Below are 23,594 nucleotides of genomic sequence, written 5' to 3'. Positions count from 1 at the left end.
CCGCTGTTGTCGCGAGAGTTCTCGCAAGCCTATGAACCAGGGCTGAACCGCAAACCGGACGCTGTGTTGGGTCGCTGTAACGCCATCATTACTGTGAACGAGCCCGAGGAGAAGACGTGGATTCCCGATTGAATGCTTTTCTTGAACGCGCCGATGCCGTTCTGGCCCGTATCGAGCCGCTGCTGCCGACCCCTCGGACAGCCATCGACTGGACAACCTGCCTCGCCGCGCGCTGGCAGCGGGAAGGGCGGAGCGGTTTCTTGCTGCCGCTTGAAGTCAGCCTCGATATGCGCTTGTCCGACCTCATCGGTGTCGACCGGCAACTGGAGCAGCTAGGGCGCAACACTCAACAATTTCTTGATGGCATGCCCGCCAACCATGCGCTGCTCTGGGGCTCGCGGGGCACTGGCAAGTCGTCGCTGGTCCGTGCGTTGCTGGCTGAGCACGCGAGTAACGGGCTGCGGCTGATCGAGATCGAACGTGATCATCTGGCAGACCTGCCTCGGGTGGTTGAACAGATTGGCAAGTTGCCCCAGCGCTTCGTGTTGTTCTGCGATGACCTGTCGTTCGAGTCGGGCGAGGGCGATTACCGCGTGCTCAAGAGCGTGCTCGACGGTTCCCTCGAGCAGGCGCCGGATAATGTCTTGCTGTATGCCACGTCCAACCGTCGCCATCTGGTGCCGGAAAAAGAAAGCGATAACGAAAACTGGAAGCGGGTCGATGGCGAACTGCATCCCAGTGAAGCCGTGGAAGACAAGATCGCGCTGTCGGATCGTTTCGGCCTCTGGTTGTCGTTTTATCCCTTTACCCAGGAACACTTCCTCAACGTTGTCGAGCACTGGATCGGGCAACTGGCCGACAAGGCCGGGCTCGCGTGGCAGCGCGACGAAGAGTTGGAGATTCTCGCCGTCCGCTGGGCCACGGGACGGGGCAATCGCAACGGTCGTTGCGCCTATCAATTTGCCCGTTATTGGGTCGGGCTCAAGCTGTTGGAGCACAAGGCATGATCGATTTACAACAAAGCGGCCAGGGGCTGGAAGGCTACGGCATGCTGCACGCGCAGCTGGAGTCGTTATTGGCGGATGAGCGGGACTTCATTGCCAACGCTGCGCAGTTCTCGGCGTTCCTGTTCAATCAGCTGGAAGATTTGAACTGGGCCGGTTTCTACCTTAATCGCAACGACGAGTTGGTGCTGGGCCCGTTTCAGGGACAGATCGCCTGTGTGCGGATTCCATTCGGCCGGGGCGTGTGCGGCGCGGCTGCAGCGACGTTGCAGACGCAGCGGGTAGACGATGTCCATGCGTTCCCAGGGCACATTGCTTGCGACAGCGCCTCGAACAGCGAATTGGTGGTGCCGCTGGTCAAGGATGGCCGATTGATCGGTGTGCTTGACCTCGACAGTCCAAAGCTTGCGCGTTTTACCGCCCAGGATCAGGCAGGCATCGAGCAGTTGGCTGCGATTTTCCTGCGCCTGACTGACTGCTGATCAGCTCAAGCCTGCCTTTGCCAGCAGGCTTGCCTGATCCACGGCGTCGATCTGCCTGGGGTCGAGGAATTGGTCGGCGTAGCGCAGATATATTTCGGCAGTGATAAACAGCTCGAACAACTGCGGATCGATGTGAGCGTCACGGCACATCATCGCCATGATGCTCAACGCTTCGCTCAAGGACTTGGCCTTTTTATAAGGGCGATCGGCAGCGGTCAGGGCTTCGAAAATATCGGCTATCGCCATCATCCGTGCCGGCAGGCTCATTTCTTCGCGCTTCAACTGTTTGGGATAGCCTGTGCCGTCCATTTTCTCGTGGTGACCGCCCGCGATCTCCGCCACGTTGCCGAGGTGACCAGGGAAGGGCAGGTGGCTGAGCATCAGGATCGTCTGCACCATGTGATGATTGATGATGTAACGCTCCTCGCGGGTCAGCGTGCCTCGGGCAATGCTCAGATTGTAGAGTTCGCCCCGGTTGTACTTGTAAGGCGGCACATCGAGCTTGAACCCCCACGGATTGTCCGGGGGGATCAATTCGCTGTCGGCGCGTTCGAGCAGGTGCTCGGGCTTGTCCGCCAGCAACAGTTCGCTGACCGGCAGGCTCGGTGCCGGCGTTCGTGCCTGTCGCCGGTTTTCCTCCCAGGAAACCCCCAGCCGATCATCCAGCGTTCTCGTCCAGTTGCGTTGCGCCACTTTGCCAAGCCGTTGCAGATCCGCTTCTGCCATCGCCTCACCGCCCAGGTTGCAGCGGGCAACAAATGCAAAATCATCATCCAGCGCCGCCAGACTCGCATCGCGCAGCTTGGCCAGTTGTTGCTCGTCTCCGCCCATGGCCATGGCTTGCCAGTAACTGATCCAGGCATCGCGCTTGAGCACTTCGAAACGGGTGCGAATTTCGTGGATTCGGTCGTTCAGGGTTTCCAGTTTCGTCGCTTTATCCACCACATATTCCGGCGTGGTGACCTTGCCGCAGTCATGCAGCCAAGCGGCGATGTGCAGCGCCTCCCATTCATCTTCACTCGGTTGATAGTCGCTGAACGCCGGTGCCTCGCTGGCAGCCGCCGCATGAGCAAGCATCAGGGTCAGTGCCGGCACCCTCTGGCAGTGTCCGCCGGTGTAAGGGCTCTTGGCGTCGATCGCGCCGGCCAATAGCTGGATAAATGAGTCCAGCAGTTGTTTTTGCCTGGTTTGCAGGCGTTGGCTTTCAATGCATACCGCCGCCGCACCGGAAACGGCCTGAAGAAACGCGATGCGGTCCGGGCGAAGCTTTTCCAGATCGCTCTGGTTGCCACTGTCTGCCAACAACAGGATGAGCAAGCCGACGGTTTCGTTGTGACGGTTGTGCAGCCGAATGCCGATCAGATGTACCCGAGGGCATTCCATCGCCAGTAGCACCTTGCTCAGATCACCGGCTTCTTCGTAACCAAGGCTGGTCACGAGCGTGTTGGCCTGGGCAAGTTGCCGTAGCCATGCGGGGCTTTGTAAAGACTGGGGATCGCGTCCCTGAATACCGAAGGATAGCAACGCCTGCGAGGTATCGTTGATGACCAGTCCGTGGGGCTCGAGTCGATCGCCATCGTTCTCCCGCAGGTAGATCAAGCCGGCCTGGGCCTGACCGATTTTCACCGTCTCGAACAGCACCCGCTGCAACAACGGCGCGAAGCGGGTCTCGGCGCTGAGGCTATCGGTGATCTGGAAGAAGCTCGACAAGGTGTCTTTCATGCGCGCCATCGACACACTCAACTGGTCCACCTCAAGGACCGGAGAGCCCTTGCCGGCAGGAAAGTTGAAGTCGAAACTGCGGATGGCATCGGCTTCCTGCACCAGCGCACGCAGGGGTTTGACCAGAACTCTTGAGGTGAGCCAGCCCAGCGGCAGGCATAACAGCAGCGTGGCCAGGGTCACCAGCGCGCCTTGCCAGCGCATGCGATAAGCATCCACGAGCAGCTCGTCCTCGGGCACCAGCAAGGCCAGTTGCAATCCTTCGGGGCCTCCTTCCTGCATGGTGCTGCGCGCTGCAATCCATTGCCGTCCAGCGACGTCCAGCCGGTTGCCTCTGGAGGGATTGTTGAGCAATGCGCCGAGACTGGGGCTTAAATCCGCTGCTTTGATCAAATGCGCGGTTTGATCATTGGTGATTAATCTGCTGCTGTCGGGGTACGCAATGGCGTTGCCTTCGGCGTCGAATAGCACGATTTCAGTGCTGGGCGTCACGACATGCTTGGCCAGGGTCGCCGACAGTTCGGCCAGGGTCAGGTCCGCTCCCAAGACTGCGTTTTCACCACTGCGCAACGCCAGCGTGGTGCCGATATTGTGCGTGGAGAAGAAAATATAGGGTTTGGTGGTGATCTGTTCCTGGCCGGCGAGAGCGCTGGAAAACCAGCCGCGGGTTCGCGGGTCGTAAGACTCTTCAGGATTGCCCTGACGGGAGATGAGTTTGAGGTCCTGATCGAAAAACAGCGATTGGGAGAGGGCCTGGCTGTCAGGCAGGTGTCGCTCAATGCTCCATACCTGAAACGCCGCGGCCTCTGGCGCCTTGATAAGCGCTTTGAGGTCGGGTGCGCGCAGAGGGCGCACCATAAAGAAATCACCGTTGGCATAGCCTAAATACAGCGACGCCAGGTTTGGGTTGTCCTTGAGCGACTGGCTGAAAGGCTTGAGCAATGCCAGGCGCTGCCCAAGATCGGCCGTCTGGGTCGCCGGGTTGTCCGCCAGCAGACTTAACAAATGGCGGATGGGTTGATACGTGGTACTCAGATCCGTGCGAACGTCTTGCTCGATACGTTCGAATAGCCTTTCACTGCTCGAAAGAATGATCTGAGTGGTTTGGTGGTAATTGAAAAGGCCAAGCACCACGCCTGTGAGCAGTAGGAGGAACGTGAACATCACGCTGATATGGACATGCAGGGGGAATCGTCGCGGGTCCGGGCGCAGTGGGCTGGGCATTGCCAATCTCTCCAAAAGGTTTAACTCACTGCTTAGCGTCCAAGCATAGTTAACGCTCCACCATTGTGCTGTTGTCGTGCTGCCTTATTTGGTGTTGCAACGCCTGCTCAAGTTCGAGCATGGCGCGCTCCATCGCCAGGATGCAATCGGTCACTACGTCAGGTTGAAAGGCTTGATGAATGGCTTCTTCCAGCGATTCGCAGCTGTCGATCAGGTGCGTCGCCTGGACAATTCGGGCGGCACCCTTGATTTTGTGGGCGATATCGAGAAATGACTGAGGGTCACCGGACCGGGTTAAACCCAGCAATTCTTCTCGGTCGAGGCGATTGCTCCTGAGCAGTTCAGTGAGTAATCGCAAGCTCATCGCAGGGTTCCCCCCCGTCAGTTGCTGCAGCCCTTCGATACTGAACGCTGCACTGCTAAACGCGGGACTGATGCCTTCGACCCATTGGCTCAACGCCGTCAGTGTCAGCGGCTTGAACAGGCAATCGTCCATACCGGCCTGTTTGCAGCGTTCAATTTCTTCCGGCTGTGCGTTGGCGGTAAATCCCAGAACGATGACGGGTGAACGGTGCGCGCGCTGTTCTTCGCGGCGGATGGCGCGGACCAGCTCATAACCGTTCATGACTGGCATGTTGCAATCGGCGATGACCAGGTCGAAAGGCTCGGACTTCCATGCTTCGAGCGCTGCTTCACCATCCTCTGCGACGCTGAAACGGTGCCCCAGGAATTCCAGTTGCTGGCACATGAGCAAGCGATTGGCCGGGTGGTCATCTACCACCAGAACGTTCAAGGGCATTCTCGTGGCTTGGGGTGCCTCGACGACCGGCTCCAAGACCTGCTCCTGTACCAGTGTGGCGAGACGCAGCGAAACCCGAACTTGTGTCCCCGCGCCCGGCTGGCTGCTCAATTGCAGACTGCCGCCCATCATTTCACACAGGCTGCGGCTGATCATCAGCCCCAACCCTGCGCCAACCCGGCCGGCCTGTGCACAATTGTCTGCCTGGGCAAAAGGCTCGAACAATCGCTGCTGATCCTCTTCGCTGATGCCTATGCCGCTGTCCTCGACACTCAAGTGCATCCGTACCTCGTCAGGGCCGCTCGGCTGGAGGATGACGATGATCCTGACCTGGCCGTGATCCGTAAATTTGATGGCGTTGCTGATCAGATTGGACAACACCTGCTTGAAGCGCATCGGGTCCAGCACAACATCGATTTCCGGATTGGCGGGGTGGTAATCCAGCAACAGTTCGAGATTTTTCTGGTGAGCCAGTCCATCGAAGATCCTGACCACCGACGCGACGATTTCTCGCAGGTTCACGCGCTCCGGGCTCAGGCTCAGGTGTCCGGATTCAATGCGGGCGATATCGAGAATATCGCCTATCAATGCCAGCAAATCCCTCGCCGAGTTGTAGGCCACATCGATGGCCGGACGATCAGGATGATCCTGCTCGATCCGCTTTAGGGTCAGCTCGAGCATGCCGATGACCGCGTTCATCGGGGTGCGGATTTCATGGCTCATGGTCGCCAGAAAGGTGCTCTTGGCCCTGTTTGCTTCATCAGCACGTTCTTTGGCGTAGCGCAGATCATCGAACAGTTGTCGTCGGTCGCTGATGTCGATCCAGCCACCAATGATGCCCTGCACCTCGCCGCTCGAGTCGCGATAGGGCAGAACCCAGTGGTAAATCGTCAGCCGGCGACCGCCGATATGCAGTTCGCGGTCGACCACCAGCGGCGTGCCTTGTGCCACGACACGCTGGTAGTCGGCCTGATACTCCTGTGCCTCAAATGCATTGCTCAGGTTGCCCTGCATGACACTTTTACCGATGACGTCTTCGCGCTTTGCGTTGAACGCTTCGAGGTAGCTGTCATTGCAGCTTTGCAGCAAGCCTTGGCGATCACGCACATAGATCGGATGAGGGGTTCCGTTGACCAGCGAGCGCATGAATTCGAACTGGTCGTTCAATGCGCGCTCGGCAGCCTGACGCTGCTTTATCTGACGGCGCATGTACGCGTTCCAGGCAACGGAAATCATCAGCAGCACGCCGGCACCGATGACGATTTGATAGAACAGCCGGTGATAATTGCGCCAGGCGCTTTGTGTTGAGGCCGAATAGCCACGCCACCGGCTGTTGATGACGCCCAGTTCATCCGGCGCGATGCTCAGTAGTGCTTTGTTCAGGATCGCGTTGAGTTCTTCGGATTCCCGGGCTGTTGCCAGTGAAAACGCGGCCTGCCGGGTGCCGATGGTGGTGCTGATTTGCAAAGGGTGTTCGAAGATTCGCGAGGCGATGAAATAGTTGGCGATCACCAATGAGTTCACCGTCCCGTCTGCCTGCCCCTCGGCCAGCATTTCAACGGCGCTGAACGTGTCGGGGGTTTCGATCAATGTGATCCCGGGGAAGTCACGACGCAGGTACTCCACCAACGGATTGCCCTGGGCGATCGTCAGGCGTTTACCTTGCATTTGCTCAAGTTGGGTCGGGCTGTCGACCGCTTTTCGTGTCAACAGCACAAAGGAATTCTGCAGGAATGGGCGGGTGAAGTTCAGAGAAGTTTCACGCTGGGCGCTGGGAAGCAGGGCGGTGACCAGATCAGCCTGGCCGTCGCTGATTTTTTTGATCATCTCGCCATCGTTGCGGCTGCTCTGGATATCAAAGCGCAAGCCGGTGCGCATTCTGATCAGATCAAGCAGGTCTGCGGTGACTCCGCGCAAGTTTCCATTGCTGTCGAAGAATGACAGCGGCGCGTATGCCTCGTTGACCACCACGCGCACCACAGGATGTTGTGCCAACCAGGTTTTTTCCCGATCCGTGAGCTGCAAATTGTGATCGGTGAGGAGAATGTCACTGCCTGCGCCCCAGCGCTTGGCAATGTTCTCTCGCTCGCTGCTCGGAATGGCAGTGAGTATCGTATTGATGATGCCGAGCAGTTGCGGGTTGTTCTTGTGGACCGCAAAGCTGAATCCGTGCGCTTCATGTTTACCGAAGTTGGCCATGCGCAGGTTGTTGAGGTAGCCCTTGTTGATCATGTAATGGGTTGAGATGGCGTCGCCGAGAAAGACGTCCGCCTGTTCGAAGGCTACAGCGTTGATTGCATTCTGAAACGAAGGAAAGGATGTGATGATGGCATTGGGGTACAACGCCTTCACTTCATCCATTGGCAGATAGTGGTAAACCATACTCAACCGCAGACCGGCGAGTCCTTCGGCAAGGGATCTTGTTTCTCCTTCCCGGGTCACCAGTACCGGTTGATCGACCGCGTATGGAATGGACAGTACGACGTCAGTGTTTTGCGCCTCGAACCCGTTCGAGGTACCGAGAAGATCGATGTCACCCTTTTCCAGTGCCTCGATTGCATCGCCCCGGGAAGCGTAGCGTTTGACCTCAATCGGCAGGCCCGTCGTTTCGCTGAGAAGACCTGCATAGTCGGCAGTGAACCCTTCATATTCGTGGCTGCTGATGGTCAGATCGAAGGGTGGATAGTCGGGGGCTGATGTTCCGAGGACGAGTTGCGTTCTACTGCCAGCCCACGCTTGTTGTGAGCTATCCAACTGGACTTGCAGGTGTCCAGGCAGAGTTCGACTAAGTAGCGTATACCCCTCACTTTCGGGCTGTGCTGCGTGGACTGAGGTGATCAGGCATAAACTTGCGCTCATCCATCCCCAAAATTGCTTTGTGCGACTAGGCATCCTGTCTCTCACACTAACGCGTTACGTTTTGCCATCTCGATGAGTTCTACCAGGGATTTGGCTTTGAGTTTCTGCATGAGTCGTTTTTTATAAGTACTGACAGTCTTGTTGCTCAAAAACATGCCCTTGGCTATTTCCTTGTTGGTACGGCCTTGGGCAAAAAGTTGCAGCACCATCAATTCTCGATCATTGACTGATTTGAAGAGTTCGAGTTCGGCGTAACGTACATCATCACAGCGAACCGGATTCAAGGCTGCGCTTGGGAAGTAGTTGTAACCTGACAATACGGCTTTAATGGCGCTGACCAGTTCACTCAGGGCTTCTTGTTTGCAAACATATCCAGAAGCTCCGGATTGCATGCAGCGAATTCCGAAAAGAGTCGGATCTTGTGCTGTGAGTACTAACGTCTTTGTCTGCGAGTTCATCGCGTTGAGACGGGTAAGAATCTCAAGCCCGTCCAGCTTGGGAATGCTGATATCAAGAATCACCAGGTCGGGTACGCATTCGCGAATCATCTGCATGGCGTCGACCCCATTATCTGTTTCACCGACAACCTTGAAGTTTTCATGCTCCAGTAACATTCGGACAGCGAGACGAATAACAGGGTGGTCGTCGACAATAAAAACGGAGTTCATAATCAAATCCCATACGAGCGCAAATAAAGCGCGCACCTTAGCTCAGATAGTCTGGGTGTCGCATGAACCGGTAGACCTACAGGGTTAATATCAGATAATTCCTACGTGGGAATAAGAAATAGACTACGCGTCAACTGGTTTTTTCATTGATGTAGATACAGTTTTAGTGGGTTAAGTGCATTGGTCGTGGTGAGGTTGCGGGGTTGAAAAACTGATGTGAAATCGTTTTTCAGAGTGTCTGCTTAAATATTTTATAAGTATGCAGAGGTCAACAGGTTTCTAAGTTCTAATTGTTTCAAAGGTTTCTGTAAACAACCCAGGAGCGGAATTTTCAGAGTGTTGGCTTCTTTGGCAAGTTCGTCCAGTTCAATGGGTGTCAGACTACTGAGCAGGATAGCGTGGCTGATCAGGTTTAAGTCGCTCGCCATTTTTATCAGGTCCAGGCCGGACAGATCAGGCAGACATTGATCACACAGCAGAATATCAAAAGGGTACGACACTCCGAGCATCTTTTGCATCGCGCCTGCCGCGCTGTCGGTGAGGGTGATTTGACTGAAGCCATAACTTTCCAACAAACATTGAATCGCTCTAAGCTGAAAGGGATGATCTTCCACTACCAAGATGCGTAAATTTTTTTTATTCATGGGACTACTCACACTTGATCCGACGAGCAGACGGAGCGTGATTATTTCGCAGTACTTACCTGCAATCGATCAGCCTGCGCGACATGCGGCGTAGGGCATTTCCGTGTGCGTTGAGGGCTTTTGGATTGGGAGAGGCAGATCAGCCACTTCAGAGGGTGAAATGACTGTTTTGTCGCCTTCTCACAGTTCGCAGGACGGATGCCCTATTCGAGGTAGTGTTTAGATAATATTGAAATTTTAAAGCTTATTATTATGAGGTGAAAATATTAATAATTTTTTACTGATGATGTAAGTTGCTTGTGTTTGTTAATGTGTTTTGAAATATGGTGTGAGTGAGCTACATTGGGCGTTATGTAACTGATTTGAGAGGCGAGCATGGAAAGAATGAGTTGGGACAAGTTGCTGAATAACACCCGTCTTGGCGGTCGGCCGCCTAAATCCGAGCTGGGCCGGTCACCTTTCCACTCAGACCATGACAAGGTTATTTTCTCCGGTGCGTTCAGACGTCTCGCAAGAAAAACTCAGGTGCATCCTCTTGCCACTAATGATCATGTTCATAATCGCCTCACGCACAGCTTGGAGGTGGCTTGTGTGGGTCGGACGCTGGGAGTCAGAGTAGGCCAGGAACTTCTGAATGAAAGACTTATCCCTGAACAACATTCAGCGTCTGATATTGGTGATATTGTCCAGACTGCTTGTCTCGCGCATGATATCGGTAACCCTCCATTCGGGCATACAGGTGAAGAAGCCATTCGTCACTGGTTCTCCAATGATGTGGGGGCGAAGTTAATTGAACACTTGCCATTCCACGAAGCTACTGATTTGCGTAGATTTGAAGGTAATGCCCAAGGGTTCAGGGTTTTAACGACCTCGGAATATCATCCTTATGAAGGGGGTATGCGCCTGACTTACGCGTCACTGGGGGCGTTCATTAAATACCCCTGGCTGGCGGGTGATGCTGTTAACAAGCAGAGGCCTATCGAGAACAAATACGGTATTTACTGTTCTGAGTTGGATTTGTTTAATGAAGTCGCTGATGCGACTGGTTTGTTGAAGTTGGGTGATGGATGGCGATGCCGACATCCACTGGCTAATTTGATGGAAGTCTCCGATGACTTTTGCTACGCCATTCTTGATCTGGAAGATGGCGTAGAGATGGGGATCCTTGAATGGGATAAGGTCTTTGAGATTCTGTGCCTGGTCCTCGATGATCATCAAAAGAATCAGCTGGTTAAAGAAATCCAGGGTATGAAAGTGGGGCGTAGGCTTTCCATGGTTCGTGGAAAGGTCATTTCAGCTTTTGTAGATGCTGGAGCGGCTGCTTTCATGAATAACCATAACGACATCATGACCGGCAAAGTGTTAGGCATCCTGGATCTGTGTGACAGGAACGTGCGTGACTGTGTATCCGCCGCCAAAGGTCTTGCCCGAGATGAGATCTTTCAGCATCCGCGTAAGGTTGAGTTGGAAATCGGGGCTTATAGCACCCTCTCTACCTTGCTCAATGTGAGTTGCTCTGCTGCCTTGGAGTATGTCAGAAAGGGTGGTGTCGCTGATTCCAAGACCCGCAGGGTGGTAGAGCTTTTCGGACTGGACCTGAAAAATCTGGAGAGTCAGTCAGGTGTCTCCAAAGAGTACGGCGCAATCATGCAGGTTCTGGATTACGTAAGTGGTATGACGGATAACTACGCGATGCACTTGGCTCGCCAATTTAATGGCTTGGGCGGAGATCGTTGAAGGTAGGGAGTTTTTATTTTTAGGGCTTTTAAGGCGTCCAGCTCGCTACAGTCCGACAGCATCGATATCAATCAGTAACAGCCGCTCGCCGTTATCGAAAAACTGCCCGGCCGTTAGGCAGTACTGGTTCGTGGTGGCATCGCGATAAGTGTTGGAAAGCGTCAACCGGCGCTCGTCCCAACCTTCCGCCAGCAAGTGGTAGAAGTAGGGACGCCATGACCAATTATGACCCAGGTAGCGATTGTCAGATTCCCAGCCGTTGTTTCGCCATTCGAGGTTCGGCGTCAGCTGCGTGCCGTGGCGGTCACATTGATAAAAGCGCAACAGCCAGGGGAACGCATCCAGTTGTGGTAATGCGCTAAGCGGCGCCCGGGCGTGTGCCCAGGCCTGCAGAATGGACATCAACTCGCTGAGCTGTTGGCGCATGATCATCAGACGACCGCGTTCGCTCAGTTTTTGTTGAACGTAACGCTGGCGAAGTTGAGCGAATTGCCTCACAAAGGCCTCGGTTGCAAAAAACTCTTCTTCGGCCCGGGCGAACAGAAAACCCTGTACGTAGCGCGAACCGCACTCCAGGGCAAAATTCAGCTGAGCGTCGGTCTCCACCCCTTCTGCAATGATCCAGCAACCCGTTTTTTCCGCCATTTGCGCCAGAGCTTTAACCACGTCACTGCTGGGGCCACCTAATGCGGCGGCCTGGAACAGGCGCATGTCCAGTTTGAGAATGTCCGGTTGCAAGGCCAGTACTCGATCCAGCTGAGAGTACCCGGCACCGAAATCATCGATGGCAATTCGGGCACCCGCCTGCCGATAGCGGGCAACGACGTCTGCCAATCGCTGGATGTTTCCACCCAATTCGGTGATCTCGAAAACGATGCGACGCGGGTCGACGTCGTATCGGGCGAGTTGTTTAAGGCTTGGGAGCGACTGATCCGGGCGCAGGCGATTGATCCACCGCGGCGACATGTTCAGGCTGAGAAACCAGTCCGCCGGCGCTTCGTGCAGGCGGCTCAGGGCGTTTTCACGGATGTGGCGATCGAGTCGTCGCAGAGCGATGGCAGGTGTTCGGGGATCGGCAAACAAGGGGCCAACCGAGGCAAGATGACCGTCCGGATGACGCAGTCTACCCAAGGCTTCGACACCTGCTATGCGGCCAGTGGCGGTATCGATGAACGGCTGAAAGCAGGCGAGCGGTTGCCCGTCGATCACGAGGCCTCCTTAGTAAAGTATTGTTTTGATACCTGGGCACAGGGTAGGCACACAGGATTAAACCTCTCGATAAAGAGGTTCAATCCTGTGATGTTGCAAGAATGCAGCCAGATGATGGCATCAAGGCCTGCGCGATGAGCCTTGCATGACAAGCTTGATCAGCGGCCCCAATGTGGCACCCAGTCGAACCAGACGGGTTACGCTGCTGGTTCCGCCGCTCTTGGCGCCTTTGCCCGTCAGAAAACCCAACAGTGTTACGGCCGCCACGCCCCATAGCGGGGCGTGCTTGATGCCGAAACCACCTTGCAGGCTCTGCGTCATTCCTCTTACGCGCTGCAAAGGCTGCAGCAATTGTTGGGATTCATGACGAATTTCCTGCCGGTGCATTTCCATACGCAGGCGGATCAGGGCCTTGCGCATTTCTGTGCGCGAGTTGTTATGAGGCAGTTCAGGCAGGCTCATGGCAGCAGGCGCTCCCGATCGTTGGCCAACTCTTCAAGCGTGCCGTGGAAAGGCGAGGACTCGTCGAAAATCGCCGCTTTCAAACGCATCGCACAGAAGATTGCTGCCAAGGTATAGAACACACAAAGTCCAATGATGGCAGGCAGGCGGTACGTGTCCCAGAACAGGATCATCACTAGCGTCGACAGTCCCACCAGCAACAGCAAGGCAAAAACCAGCGACAGGCCTGCGAACAGCAACAGGCTTACTGTGCGTGCTTTCTGCTCCTGCAGTTCAATGCCGAATAGCTCGACATGGCTGTGCAGCAGTCCAAGGAAAGCGGCACCGAGGCGCCGCGGTGAGGAGCTTGGGCCCGTCGCCGACGAGCCGGATTCGCCGATTGCCATATCAGCGCCGAGTGGCCAGCAGGCCAATCAGGAAACCCACGCCGGCCGCAATACCGACCGATTGCCAAGGGTTGGCCTGAACATAATCTTCCGTGGCGGTCACAGCAGCCGCACCACGCTCGCGCAGTGAATCTTCAGTCAGCTTCAAGGTTTCCCGTGCACGCAAAAGACTGTCGTGAATCTGGTCACGCAGCTCATCGGCTTGGTCACCGGCCAGGGAGGCGGTGTGTTCGAGCAACCGCTCGGTATCGTGCACCAGGGTCTGAAAATCGTTCATCAGGATTTCTTGAGCAGTCTTTGCCTTGATGCTGGCCATTGGTGATCTCCGTAAGTGGCTTCTGTTGCGTTCGAGTATGAGCCTTGCGCGAAGGTTCAGTACAAATCACTGGTACAGCTTTTGCTATGAGTTGGTGCGCCAGTCTGCGCTATCGCGCTGTTGGTGAGCATGATTGGGGCGAAACCTTATCTCAAATAACGAAAACGCGCGCAAAGGTTCCGGCCTTGTGCGCCAAAGCGGCTCTCGAGGACCTCTATGAAGACTCGTTGAGTCGCAACTTGGTGCACGAATTGTCTGCGCGAACTGCTTTGGTGCTTTTTTAGCCTTCAGGTCTGCCAACCCATGGAAAATTTGCAAAGCGCTGTGGACGGTCTGGTTCACAGCTCCAATACGCTGTTCATTCTAATCGGCGCGGTCATGGTGCTGGCGATGCACGCCGGATTTGCCTTCCTCGAAGTTGGCACGGTTCGACAAAAGAACCAGGTCAATGCGCTATCGAAAATCCTCAGTGACTTCGCGATTTCGACATTGGCCTACTTCTTTATAGGCTATTGGATTTCATATGGGGTGACGTTCATGCAACCGGCGGCGGTGCTTACTGCCGACCACGGGTATGGCCTGGTAAAGTTTTTCTTCCTGCTGACCTTTGCGGCGGCGATACCGGCGATTATTTCCGGCGGCATTGCCGAACGTGCCAGGTTCGTCCCGCAGCTGTGCGCGACGGCGTTGATCGTCGCGTTCATCTATCCTTTTTTCGAAGGCATGGTCTGGAACGGAAATTACGGGTTTCAGGCGTGGTTACTGGCGAGTTTCGGTGCCGGTTTCCACGACTTTGCGGGCTCGGTGGTCGTGCACGCCATGGGCGGCTGGCTGGCGCTGGCGGCCGTGTTGCTGCTTGGCCCGAGGCAAGGGCGCTATCGCGACGGACGCCTGGTGGCATTCGCACCCTCGAGCATTCCCTTTCTGGCGCTGGGCTCGTGGATTCTGATCGTTGGCTGGTTCGGGTTCAACGTCATGAGCGCGCAAACCCTGCAAGGCGTCAGCGGCCTGGTCGCGGTGAATTCGCTGATGGCCATGGTGGGCGGCACCGTGGCCGCGTTGATCGTCGGACGCAATGACCCGGGCTTTTTGCATAACGGTCCGCTGGCCGGACTTGTGGCCATCTGCGCCGGCTCCGATCTGATGCACCCGGTTGGCGCATTGATTACGGGCGCGATAGCGGGGGCAATGTTTGTCTGGTGCTTCACCGCTGCTCAAGGCAAATGGCACATCGACGATGTGCTGGGTGTATGGCCGCTGCATGGTCTGTGCGGTGTCTGGGGCGGGATTGCCTGCGGCATTTTCGGGCAGAGCGCATTGGGCGGACTGGGCGGTGTCAGCCTGATCAGCCAATTGATCGGGACCTCGCTCGGCGTGGTCGTGGCGCTGGTCGGCGGGTTTACGGTCTATGGCGTGATCAAGGCGCTTCATGGACTGCGCCTGAGCCAGGAAGAGGAGTATTACGGCGCGGATTTGTCGGTGCACAAGATTGGCGCTGTCAGTCAGGATTGATCAGGGTCGGCGGCGGATCGCAGAGCGCTTGCGCAACGGCCATTGCGCGGTAGCTTGAGCCGTCGTCTCGACTGCTTTTTATCGCGGGCCTAGAATGAACCTCTACTTTGCCGAGACTTGTAGTCATGCCTCCTGAATGTCAGCTGTTCGGCACCCTGGGTTGCCATCTCTGTGAACTGGCCGAAGAAGAACTGATGCCCTTGGTCGAGCACGGTTTGATGGTCGAGTTGGTGGATATTGCGGAAAACGAAGGTTGGATCGAAGACTACGGTTTGCGTATTCCGGTCCTGCGCCGTCTTGATACCGGTGCCGAGCTCGACTGGCCATTCGATGCCGAGCAGGTCGTGGCTTTCCTGCGCTGATTCTTTCCCATCCGTCGCGGTCAGTGTCTGATCCATTGGCGAATGGACGGTGATTCGGTTACTGTATGCCTGTACAGTTATTCGGATCGCCTGTCTTGCGGGACGATCCCGCGAGTCAGAGGATGAGTCATGGTCAATGTCGAACAATTGAAGAACAGCGTGAACCGAATGTCGGCGGATGTCGTGCGCGAGGCGGTCCTCGAATTGCGCCTGGACGGCCTGGTCACGGAAGGGAAAACCCCGTTCAACAAGTTGCATTTCAATACGTGCTTCGCCGAAATCGAGGCATTGTTCCAGCGTGCCGGTTACCACCGGCAACTGGATGTCGTGGGGTATCAGGGATTGATGTACGCGCTTTACGATCCCGGTCGCTGGGAGGCCGTTGATGTATTGCGCTGGCTCAAGGAATTCACTGAGGCGGCAGCTCGTGCGCAGATACCTGCGTAGGGATTCTCCACTAGGTTCATATGGGCAGCTGCTGGATAATGCCGGCCATCAGCCTCTAGAGCTTTCGTATGTCCACTTCAACTTTTTCGGCTGCGCACAGTCAGGCCAGCACACTCTACCTGCCGCCCGGGTCGTGGCTGACGGTGCTCGACTGCCTGTGCGAGCACTTCAGCGCTATTGGCCGTGAACAGTGGCTGGACAGAATTGCCCGAGGTCGGGTTCTCGACGGTCAAGGTCTGCCCATCGCGCTTGACCTGCCCTACAAGGAAGGTCTGCGCATTCACTATTTTCGGGAAGTGCCGGACGAGAAACCGATTCCGGTGATCGAGTCGATTCTGTATGCAGATGAGCATCTGGTGGTCGCGGACAAGCCGCACTTTCTGCCGGTGACGCCGGCGGGTGAGTACGTCGAGCAAACGTTGCTTCGGCGGTTGATCCGTCGACTGGATAACCCGCATCTCGTGCCACTGCATCGCATTGATCGCCATACGGCGGGGCTGGTGCTGTTTTCGGCGAACCCGCAGAGTCGTTCGGCTTATCAGTCACTGTTCCCGACACGTCGCATCGAAAAACGCTACGAAGCCATCGCCCGTGCCTTGCCTGACCTGACATTTCCGCTGGTGCATAAAAGCAGGCTCATTGATGGCGAGCCTTTCTTCCGCATGCAGGAGGGGCCCGGTGCCAGCAATACCGAGACGGCCGTCGACGTCAGGGAAAAGCACGGTGATCTCTGGCGATACGCGCTGTACCCGGTGACCGGCAAAAAACATCAGCTGCGGGTGCACATGACCGCATTGGGCGCGAGCATCTGCAACGACCCGTTCTATCCGCAGGTGCTTAAAGACGTCGAAGATGACTACGCCAACCCACTGAAGCTGCTGGCCCAGGGATTGCGATTCATAGACCCGATCACCGGCGAGGAACGTGATTTCGAAAGTGAAATTACCCTGCAGTGGTGAGCACTTTCCCTCATCCACGAAAAAGCCCGCATTACGCGGGCTTTTTTTGGCATCGGGTGTCACCGCAACACTTACAACTCTTTAACGGTGCGAACCTGATCCTTGTTGATGCGGGTTTCTTTACCGTCGAGTTGCTGGAACTCGTAGAAACCTGAGTCTTCATCGTATTTTGGCGCATCGACAGCCTGGATTTCGCGACCATCATTCAAGGTGATCACGGTAGGCGAGGAGCAACCAGCAAGGGTCGCTAGGCCCAGTGCGAGCATGAAAGTGGCGAGGGTCCGTTGAGTCATGAGTGTGTCTCCGATATGAATTCTTTGGTTACTGAGCTTGTAGACGTATACAACGCGTGCAAGTTCCTTGGCTAGTGTCAGTCTGACACATTGGGTTGCATGCTTAACAGTTCCGGTGTGTTGAGGTTAGCCAGGCGCGGGTCGTTATCCGGGCATTGCAGGGCCGTCGCGTCTAGCTCGCGCATAATTCGACCGGGGCTGCGTTCGCCATTGTCCCAAGCATTTTCGAAGGCATCGCGAAGCGCCACGGGAATGACGCACAGCAACGGTTCCCAATGCTCACCGTGGCGCAGCATCAAGGGTTTTTCCGGGTGCAGGCTGGCGGATTTGCGCATGTCATGAAGCAGCCGTGCATCGATGCGCGGTACGTCGCATGGCAACACGAGCAAATACGCATGGCGAGCGGCCTTCAACCCTGCGCGAATACCGGCCAATGGCCCCGGAAAACTACCTTCATCGTCATGCACCAATTGATCGGCGTAGGGCGCGTATTTTTCCAGGTTCCTATTGCACGAGATAATCAGATCATCGCTCAGCGATCGCGTCTTGCGCTGCAGATGGGCAATCAACGGCTCGCCATGCCATTCCAGCAATCCTTTGTCCTGCCCCCCCATCCGTTGGCCGCGACCACCCGCCAGCAGGAGAATGGAGCAGGGTGGCAAATCCGAGTTCAAGGTCATGGTCGGTCTCCATGGGGGCGGCGAAAAAAGGGAGCGCTGTGATATAACACCGGGCTGTTTCTCCTACAACTGGACGAGCCTATGAAAGCCAAGGCTGATGTACCTTTCGCACCGCTCAATATCGCAGTGCTGACGGTCAGCGACACCCGTACCCTGGAAACCGATACTTCCGGCCAGGTCTTCGTTGACCGTTTGATCGCCGCCGGCCATAACCTGGCTGAGCGGGTTTTACTCAAAGATGATCTCTACAAAATACGCGCGCAAGTCGCCACCTGGATCGCCGATGACGTGGTCCAGGTCGTGCTGATCACCGGCGGCACCGGGTTTACCGGGCGCGACAGCACCCCCGAAGCAGTGAGCTGCCTGCTCGACAAACACGTGGATGGCTTTGGCGAGCTGTTCCGGCAGATTTCGGTCGCCGACATCGGCACTTCCACTGTCCAGTCCCGCGCCCTGGCGGGTCTGGCCAATGGCACGCTGGTCGGCTGCTTGCCGGGTTCGACCAATGCCGTGCGGACCGGTTGGGATGGCATTTTGGCTGAGCAGCTGGATTCACGGCACCGCCCGTGCAACTTCGTCGCGCACCTGAAACAGGCGGCTCCCTGTGAATCCCGCGGGTAAGCCGGGCAAAGCCGGTAGCCTGATGCCAGTCGAGGTGGCGCTGGCGCGTTTGCTGGAAATGGCTGAAGCCAAGCCGATTGTCGAACGTGAGCGCTTGCCGTTGGCGCAGGTTCAGGGCCGTGTGCTGGCCGATGATCTGGTTTCGACGCTGGATTTACCGCCTTGGCCCAACAGTGCCATGGATGGTTACGCCTTGCGGGTGTCCGACTGGACCGGCGAGCCGCTGGTGGTGAGCCAGAAGGTTTTTGCAGGCAATGCACCGCAACCTTTGCAGCCAGGCACCTGTGCCAGAATCTTCACCGGTGCGCCTGTTCCGGCAGGGGCCGATTGCGTCGAGATGCAGGAGAACGCCGAGGTTCAGCCGGACGCGCGGATACGGTTTACCGAAGCCATGACGGTGGGTCAAAACATTCGGCCGCAAGGTCAGGAAACCACGGTGGGTGAACTTGTTTTACCTGCCGGCACGCGATTGGGTCCGATCGAGCAAGGCTTGGCGGCTTCACTGGGGTGCGCTGAGCTGGATGTGATTCGCAAAGTTCGCGTTGCAGTGCTGTCCACTGGCGATGAATTGATTGAGCCAGGTCAGGCGCTGGGTCCCGGTCAAATCTACAACAGCAATCGAGTGTTGCTCTGCAGCTGGTTGCAGCGTTTGGGATGTGAGGTGATCGACGCCGGTATTCTTCCCGATGACCTTGCGACGACTCGTCTTCGCCTGGGCGAATTGAATGATGTCGACCTGATTCTCTCCACCGGCGGTGTCTCGGTAGGGGAAGCTGATTTTCTCGGGATCGCGCTGCGAGAAGAGGGCGAGTTGACGTTGTGGAAACTCGCCATCAAGCCTGGGAAGCCGCTGACATTCGGACATTTTCGGGGCGTACCGGTGATTGGATTGCCGGGCAATCCGGCATCGACCCTGGTCACCTTTGCCTTGCTGGCAAGGCCGTATCTATTGCGCCGTCAGGGCGTGCAGGACGTCGAACCCTTGAAGTTTCAGGTGCCGGCGGGGTTTGCGTGGCCTCAGGCTGGCAATCGTCGCGAGTACTTGCGCGGGCGTCTGGTGAATGGCCGGGCAATCATCTACAAGAATCAGAGTTCCGGTGTGCTGCGCAGCGCAGCGTGGGCGGACGGTCTGGTTGAAGTCCTGGAAGGTCGCACGCTGGCCGAGGGTGAGTCTGTAGGCTTTATCCCGCTGAGCGAAGTACTGGGCTGATAGCTGATGTACGCCCAAGGCAAACCCGGTCGATTGGCCGGGTTTTGCGTTTGAGGGCTGCCCGCTATCGAGCCAGCAGCGCTACGATCTGCTCGAAACGACTGTTGGCGATCCAGGCCAGCACGCCGAGAACCACAACGGCTCCACCAGCTGTATAGGCGAGCCGGTGTTTGATGGTCTTGACGTTCTGACGGATGACGTCCATGTCTCGGCGCATGCCTTCGAGTTGGGCCTGCAGATCAACGGTGCGAGGTTCCATGTTTTACTTCTCCTTTTACGGCGGGCAACAGAAGGCGCCAAGTTGTACCAACGATCCTCAGTGGTCAATTGAGCCGATTCCTCACGTTTTGTAAGAAAAAACCCCGTCCTGTAGGACGCGAGCCCGCCCTCCGTTAAATAATTCGAATCCTTGCGGCTTTTTTACGCGCTACCGAGGTCACAACTGCCATACGGAATTCATTTCTGGGAGAGAACGCGATGAGCGAACGCAAGGCGCTGTTGATTCTGCATGGCAAGCAAGCGCTCAACGAAGAGGTTCGTGCGGCGGTTGAAAGCAAACGCCAGCAGGGCTGGGAGTTGGCCGTTCGGGTGACCTGGGAGGCCGGTGATGCGCAACGGCTGGTGGATGAAGGGCTGACGGCGGGTTATCAGCAGATCATCGCCGGAGGAGGGGATGGCACGTTGCGCGATATCGCCGAAGCCATGGCTGCACATTCGACGGAGGCCAGCCTGGTGCTGATGCCTTTGGGCACCGCCAATGATTTTGCTCGTGCCGCCGGCGTACCTCTGGAACCCGATCAAGCGCTGGACCTTCTGGATGCTCCGGCGAGAGCCATTGACCTGGGCGAGGTCGGCGGACAGGTGTTCCTGAACATGGCCACTGGCGGCTTCGGCAGCCAGGTCACCGCAAACACCTCTGAGGACCTGAAAAAAGTCCTCGGTGGCGCGGCTTATCTGTTCACCGGCTTGTCACGCTTCAGTGAACTGCATGCGGCCTACGGCGAGTTGCAGGGGCCGGATTTTCATTGGCAGGGCGAGTTACTGGCCTTGGGTATCGGCAACGGCCGACAGGCAGGCGGCGGGCATGTCCTGTGCCCTGATGCGCTGGCCGATGATGGCTTGCTGGATATCAGTATCTTGCCTGCACCTCAGGAACTGGTTGGCACCTTGAAAAACCTGCTGGCTGATGGCTTTGGTATCGACAACATGTTTGTGCGAGCCCGCCTGCCCTGGGTCGAGATCAAAGTCGCGGAAGGTCTTTACATCAATCTGGATGGCGAACCGCTGGAAGGCGATAATCTGCGCTTCTCGGCGCGAGCGGGGGCGCTGCGGGTGCATCTACCCGAGCACTCACCGCTGTTGAGTGCTCCAGGCATCGCTAATCGTCCAGACTGATGATCTGTTCGCGCACCGCAAACAGCACCAGTCCGGCTACGTCGTAGATTTGCAGGCGTTTCATGATCTGCGAGCGGTGGGTCTCGATGGTCTTGATGCTCAGGCCGAGGCCGTTGGCGATTTCACGGGTGGATTTCCCCCGGACAATCAACCGCAGTATTTCAAGCTGACGTGCCGTCAGGTTGTGCGTGACGACAGGTTCCGCCTGACTTGTCCGGGAGCTGATCAATGCCTGGTTGATGACCGTGTGCGCGATCGCCGGGCTCAGGTAGCGCTCGTTGTTGCGCAGGGCCTCCAGCGCATGTTCGAGTTCGGTGGCGGTGGTGTCTTTGAGCAGGTAGCCATGGGCGCCAGACTCCAGTGCCTGCATGATGAGTGCCGGGTCGGTGTGCATGGAGAGGATCAATACTTTGCTCTGGGGGCGCACGCGCTTGAGGCGTTGCAAGGCCTCCAGACCGTCGGTTTCCTTCATGGAGATATCCAGCAGGACAATGTCTGGCGTCAGTTGCTCGACCATCTCGAGCAATTGCGATCCGTCATTGGCTTCACCGACCACTGCATAACCGGGAATATCCAGCACCAGCGCGCGCACGCCAGCCCTGATGAGCGAGTGGTCATCCACCAGAAGTAAGTTACAAGTCAACGCATAACCTTATGGGTACTGGCCCGTTCAAGTGCTCGAGGGGCCCAAGGGAAAAGTGCTTCGATCCGGGTGCCGTTGCCCGGCTTGCTGATCACTGCCAATGTGCCGCCCAACTGTTCGATCCGCTCCGACATTCCGGCCATTCCGCGTTGACCTTCACGCCCCGGATCCGTCGAGGGTGCAAACCCCGCTCCGTCATCGCTGATCAGCAGCGTCAAACCCTGCGGTAAGCGTTGCAGGCTGACCAGCAGATTTTTCGCTTGGGCATGGCGCAGGATGTTTGTCACCGCTTCCTGAGTAATTCGAAAGACGGCGACGGCGGTTTCCTCAGGTATGCCGATGAGCCTTTGATGGCACTCCAGGCTCCAGTTAACTGAGGTGTTGGCCAGCGTCTTGAGCAGATGGGCACGCAGACTGGCTTCCAGCCCAAGGCTCGCCAGTTGCCTGGGATTCAGGATGGCCGAAACGTCGCGAACCTTCACCAGGGTTTCTTCCAGCGTGTCGCAGAGTTCCGAGCAATGCGCAGCGAGTTCTTCGGGTATCCGGCGTTTGAGCCAGTCGCTTTGAAGCTTTGCCGCCGTCAGCAACTGGCCGATATCGTCGTGCAGTTCGCGACTGAGCCGATGACGTTCGTTTTCCTGAACCTCCAGCAACCGGTCGGCCAGTTCCTGCGGTTGAAACTTGATGAGCGAACTTGAAAGGTGATGCTGTACCGCTAATCCGATCAATGCCGCAGCATTCAGTATCAGCAGGCCCAGCGGAAAAGGCATGGATGAGCAGTAAATCACCAGGCTACCAAGCGTCGAACAGGCACACAGCAGCAGCGTAAGCCGGCGTACGGTCACGGGGACGGGTGGCCACTGGGTGATTGACTTGAGGTTGGCGTACATAGAGATGGAGCCAATGGATGTTCGCTGCGGGAAGATCGTCTGGTGCTATGACGGATCTCGGTATGGAAACAGGGTGCCATTAATTGACGTCAATTAACGGTCGGCATAATACCACTGAAGATACCGTCGGTCGCGCGGGGTAGTTGGCTTTAAACATTGGGTAAACATGTTTATTCGAGGGGCTCTTTCTGTAGAAGAACTCTCTGGCAGGAACACATTGATTCAAGATGTCGTGAACAGGTATGAAATTTCAATGACGACATCGCGCACTTCAAAATCAACGCTGAGCGTGAACGTTTAAAACTACCTGACACCGCATAAAAAACAGGCGATCGATCAAGCCTGCGCTTTCAAAGGGGGGACGAGGGTAAACGGGAAAGAGGTGGGCATCGGCTGAAACTGACTGTGCCCGACTTGAAACGCAAACGTTTCTATCAGCGATATCTGTTCGCTGTCATCCAGGCTGAGCTGGCCCGTCTTCTGGTCGATAAGCTCGAGCTGCCAGGCAATCAGCGTCAGGCAGTCTTTCAGCGCAGCCAAGGCCTCGTCATGCAATTGCATGTGGTTTTGCGCGTGGTTGAGCAGTTCGTGAATATGCAGAGAAAACTCTGAAATGGCTGCCAGAGCGATTGCATCTGCCTTGCTGGCCAGCTTGAGCAGGGTGCTGAGCATGCAATCGATGGCGTCCCTGTCATTGCTGATCAGTTGCAGATGACTGAGGCACTCCTCGGTTTTGGCCAAGAGCAATTGAGCCTCGACGAGGAATTCCGGAAACCGTTGCGCCCACTCTTTATGGTCGATTTGCATGCTGGCTCCACAACGTCATGTCAAAAGAGGAAATGCCGTGCGTATCGACATGCGCGTAAGTGTCCCAGCCCGTCCAGGCGTATGCCGGATAACTCGAACGGCTGGATGGCCACTGACCTGCGATCGCACACAAAAGCCTGACTCCGTTCATGCAATGAGAATGGCGTCACATTAATAGCTATCGGATATGGCGAATATCAGGTTAGGCCTGATTGTGGGTAAGGGAATCCCTTACACAGGGGAACCTGGCGAGCGAAAAGTTG

At 56.4% G+C, this 23,594-nt stretch carries 24 protein-coding genes; 10 read left to right on the top strand and 14 right to left on the bottom strand.

Going from position 1 to position 23,594, the window contains the following annotated elements; translation table 11 throughout:
• The first annotated feature begins 116 nt into the window (after positions 1-116).
• Positions 117-1,007 (top strand): ATP-binding protein, encoded by an 891-nt coding sequence (locus AC3ZVB_RS08225; protein ID WP_194692969.1) that lies wholly within the window; start codon positions 117-119, stop codon positions 1,005-1,007.
• The gene (locus AC3ZVB_RS08220) at positions 1,004-1,486 is read left to right on the top strand and encodes a GAF domain-containing protein (protein WP_490146278.1); all 483 of its coding nucleotides are present in this window, start codon (positions 1,004-1,006) and stop codon (positions 1,484-1,486) included. Before AC3ZVB_RS08225 ends, AC3ZVB_RS08220 begins: the two co-directional genes overlap by 4 nt.
• Here the strand turns inward: AC3ZVB_RS08220 and AC3ZVB_RS08215 are convergent, their stop codons facing one another.
• From AC3ZVB_RS08215 to AC3ZVB_RS08200, 4 genes are all read right to left on the bottom strand, one after another.
• Entirely contained in the window at positions 1,487-4,432 is a 2,946-nt protein-coding gene (locus AC3ZVB_RS08215) for an HD domain-containing phosphohydrolase (protein WP_490146277.1), read from the bottom strand. It abuts the gene before it with no gap.
• Positions 4,433-4,481: 49 nt separating this feature from the next.
• Entirely contained in the window at positions 4,482-8,123 is a 3,642-nt protein-coding gene (locus AC3ZVB_RS08210) for a transporter substrate-binding domain-containing protein (protein ID WP_490146276.1), read from the bottom strand.
• Positions 8,124-8,131: 8 nt separating this feature from the next.
• Positions 8,132-8,758 carry a response regulator transcription factor gene (locus AC3ZVB_RS08205; protein WP_162436339.1) on the bottom strand — a complete coding sequence of 209 codons (627 nt, stop codon included), beginning with the start codon at positions 8,756-8,758 and terminating at the stop codon, positions 8,132-8,134.
• Between the two features lie 251 nt (positions 8,759-9,009).
• Positions 9,010-9,402, bottom strand: coding sequence for a response regulator (locus tag AC3ZVB_RS08200; protein ID WP_490146275.1), 393 nt, complete (start codon positions 9,400-9,402; stop codon positions 9,010-9,012).
• Positions 9,403-9,777: 375 nt separating this feature from the next.
• Here AC3ZVB_RS08200 and AC3ZVB_RS08195 point away from each other — a divergent pair, with 375 nt between their 5' ends.
• The gene (locus tag AC3ZVB_RS08195; protein WP_235992926.1) at positions 9,778-11,139 is read left to right on the top strand and encodes a deoxyguanosinetriphosphate triphosphohydrolase; all 1,362 of its coding nucleotides are present in this window, start codon (positions 9,778-9,780) and stop codon (positions 11,137-11,139) included.
• A 45-nt stretch (positions 11,140-11,184) separates the two neighbouring features.
• Here AC3ZVB_RS08195 and AC3ZVB_RS08190 read toward each other — a convergent pair whose 3' ends face one another.
• The 4 genes from AC3ZVB_RS08190 to AC3ZVB_RS08175 form a co-directional block, all read right to left on the bottom strand.
• Positions 11,185-12,348 (bottom strand): EAL domain-containing protein, encoded by a 1,164-nt coding sequence (locus AC3ZVB_RS08190; RefSeq protein ID WP_490146274.1) that lies wholly within the window; start codon positions 12,346-12,348, stop codon positions 11,185-11,187.
• Between the two features lie 120 nt (positions 12,349-12,468).
• Complete coding sequence (locus AC3ZVB_RS08185; protein ID WP_162436336.1) at positions 12,469-12,810, bottom strand: hypothetical protein; 342 nt, start codon at positions 12,808-12,810, stop codon at positions 12,469-12,471.
• Positions 12,807-13,196 (bottom strand): phage holin family protein, encoded by a 390-nt coding sequence (locus AC3ZVB_RS08180; RefSeq protein ID WP_162436335.1) that lies wholly within the window; start codon positions 13,194-13,196, stop codon positions 12,807-12,809. Before AC3ZVB_RS08180 ends, AC3ZVB_RS08185 begins: the two co-directional genes overlap by 4 nt.
• A gap of 1 nt (position 13,197) precedes the next feature.
• A complete protein-coding gene (locus AC3ZVB_RS08175) occupies positions 13,198-13,512 on the bottom strand; it encodes an ElaB/YgaM/YqjD family protein (protein WP_162436334.1) in 315 nt (104 codons plus the stop codon).
• A 303-nt stretch (positions 13,513-13,815) separates the two neighbouring features.
• Here AC3ZVB_RS08175 and AC3ZVB_RS08170 point away from each other — a divergent pair, with 303 nt between their 5' ends.
• The 4 genes from AC3ZVB_RS08170 to AC3ZVB_RS08155 all read left to right on the top strand — a co-directional run bounded on the left by AC3ZVB_RS08170 (position 13,816) and on the right by AC3ZVB_RS08155 (position 16,792).
• Positions 13,816-15,024, top strand: coding sequence for an ammonium transporter (locus tag AC3ZVB_RS08170; protein WP_162436333.1), 1,209 nt, complete (start codon positions 13,816-13,818; stop codon positions 15,022-15,024).
• Positions 15,025-15,149: 125 nt separating this feature from the next.
• Entirely contained in the window at positions 15,150-15,386 is a 237-nt protein-coding gene (locus AC3ZVB_RS08165) for a glutaredoxin family protein (RefSeq protein WP_490146273.1), read from the top strand.
• Positions 15,387-15,515: 129 nt separating this feature from the next.
• Positions 15,516-15,833: a transcriptional regulator gene (locus tag AC3ZVB_RS08160; RefSeq protein WP_162436331.1), complete on the top strand. Its 318-nt coding sequence runs from the start codon at positions 15,516-15,518 to the stop codon at positions 15,831-15,833.
• A gap of 68 nt (positions 15,834-15,901) precedes the next feature.
• Entirely contained in the window at positions 15,902-16,792 is an 891-nt protein-coding gene (locus tag AC3ZVB_RS08155) for a pseudouridine synthase (protein ID WP_194692962.1), read from the top strand.
• A 71-nt stretch (positions 16,793-16,863) separates the two neighbouring features.
• Here the strand turns inward: AC3ZVB_RS08155 and AC3ZVB_RS08150 are convergent, their stop codons facing one another.
• Together AC3ZVB_RS08150 and mobA are read right to left on the bottom strand one after the other, a co-directional pair.
• A complete protein-coding gene (locus AC3ZVB_RS08150; protein ID WP_045058103.1) occupies positions 16,864-17,085 on the bottom strand; it encodes a YgdI/YgdR family lipoprotein in 222 nt (73 codons plus the stop codon).
• Positions 17,086-17,162: 77 nt separating this feature from the next.
• Complete coding sequence (gene mobA / locus AC3ZVB_RS08145) at positions 17,163-17,765, bottom strand: molybdenum cofactor guanylyltransferase MobA (protein WP_194692961.1); 603 nt, start codon at positions 17,763-17,765, stop codon at positions 17,163-17,165.
• A gap of 81 nt (positions 17,766-17,846) precedes the next feature.
• Between mobA and moaB the strand changes: the two genes are divergently transcribed.
• On the top strand, positions 17,847-18,386 hold the full coding sequence (gene moaB / locus AC3ZVB_RS08140; protein ID WP_490146272.1) for a molybdenum cofactor biosynthesis protein B: 540 nt from the start codon (positions 17,847-17,849) through the stop codon (positions 18,384-18,386).
• Between the two features lie 22 nt (positions 18,387-18,408).
• The gene (locus AC3ZVB_RS08135; RefSeq protein ID WP_208525843.1) at positions 18,409-19,596 is read left to right on the top strand and encodes a molybdopterin molybdotransferase MoeA; all 1,188 of its coding nucleotides are present in this window, start codon (positions 18,409-18,411) and stop codon (positions 19,594-19,596) included.
• A 64-nt stretch (positions 19,597-19,660) separates the two neighbouring features.
• On the opposite strand, the gene AC3ZVB_RS08130 is transcribed toward AC3ZVB_RS08135, so the two are convergent.
• Positions 19,661-19,855 (bottom strand): hypothetical protein, encoded by a 195-nt coding sequence (locus AC3ZVB_RS08130; RefSeq protein WP_162436326.1) that lies wholly within the window; start codon positions 19,853-19,855, stop codon positions 19,661-19,663.
• Positions 19,856-20,073: 218 nt separating this feature from the next.
• Between AC3ZVB_RS08130 and yegS the strand changes: the two genes are divergently transcribed.
• A complete protein-coding gene (gene yegS, locus AC3ZVB_RS08125) occupies positions 20,074-20,991 on the top strand; it encodes a lipid kinase YegS (RefSeq protein WP_490146271.1) in 918 nt (305 codons plus the stop codon).
• On the opposite strand, the gene AC3ZVB_RS08120 is transcribed toward yegS, so the two are convergent.
• From AC3ZVB_RS08120 to AC3ZVB_RS08110, 3 genes are all read right to left on the bottom strand, one after another.
• The gene (locus AC3ZVB_RS08120; protein ID WP_162436324.1) at positions 20,975-21,634 is read right to left on the bottom strand and encodes a response regulator transcription factor; all 660 of its coding nucleotides are present in this window, start codon (positions 21,632-21,634) and stop codon (positions 20,975-20,977) included. The genes yegS and AC3ZVB_RS08120 overlap by 17 nt on opposite strands.
• The gene (locus AC3ZVB_RS08115; protein ID WP_490146270.1) at positions 21,631-22,524 is read right to left on the bottom strand and encodes a sensor histidine kinase; all 894 of its coding nucleotides are present in this window, start codon (positions 22,522-22,524) and stop codon (positions 21,631-21,633) included. The genes AC3ZVB_RS08120 and AC3ZVB_RS08115 overlap by 4 nt, the downstream gene beginning before the upstream one ends.
• Positions 22,525-22,860: 336 nt before the next feature.
• The gene (locus AC3ZVB_RS08110; protein WP_162436322.1) at positions 22,861-23,331 is read right to left on the bottom strand and encodes a hypothetical protein; all 471 of its coding nucleotides are present in this window, start codon (positions 23,329-23,331) and stop codon (positions 22,861-22,863) included.
• Positions 23,332-23,594 lie beyond the last annotated feature (263 nt).

The organism is Pseudomonas sp. MDV22-iso1 (assembly GCF_058145095.1).
The sequence above is the reverse complement of the archived record's forward strand: the minus strand, read 5'-3'. Positions and strand labels throughout refer to the sequence as shown.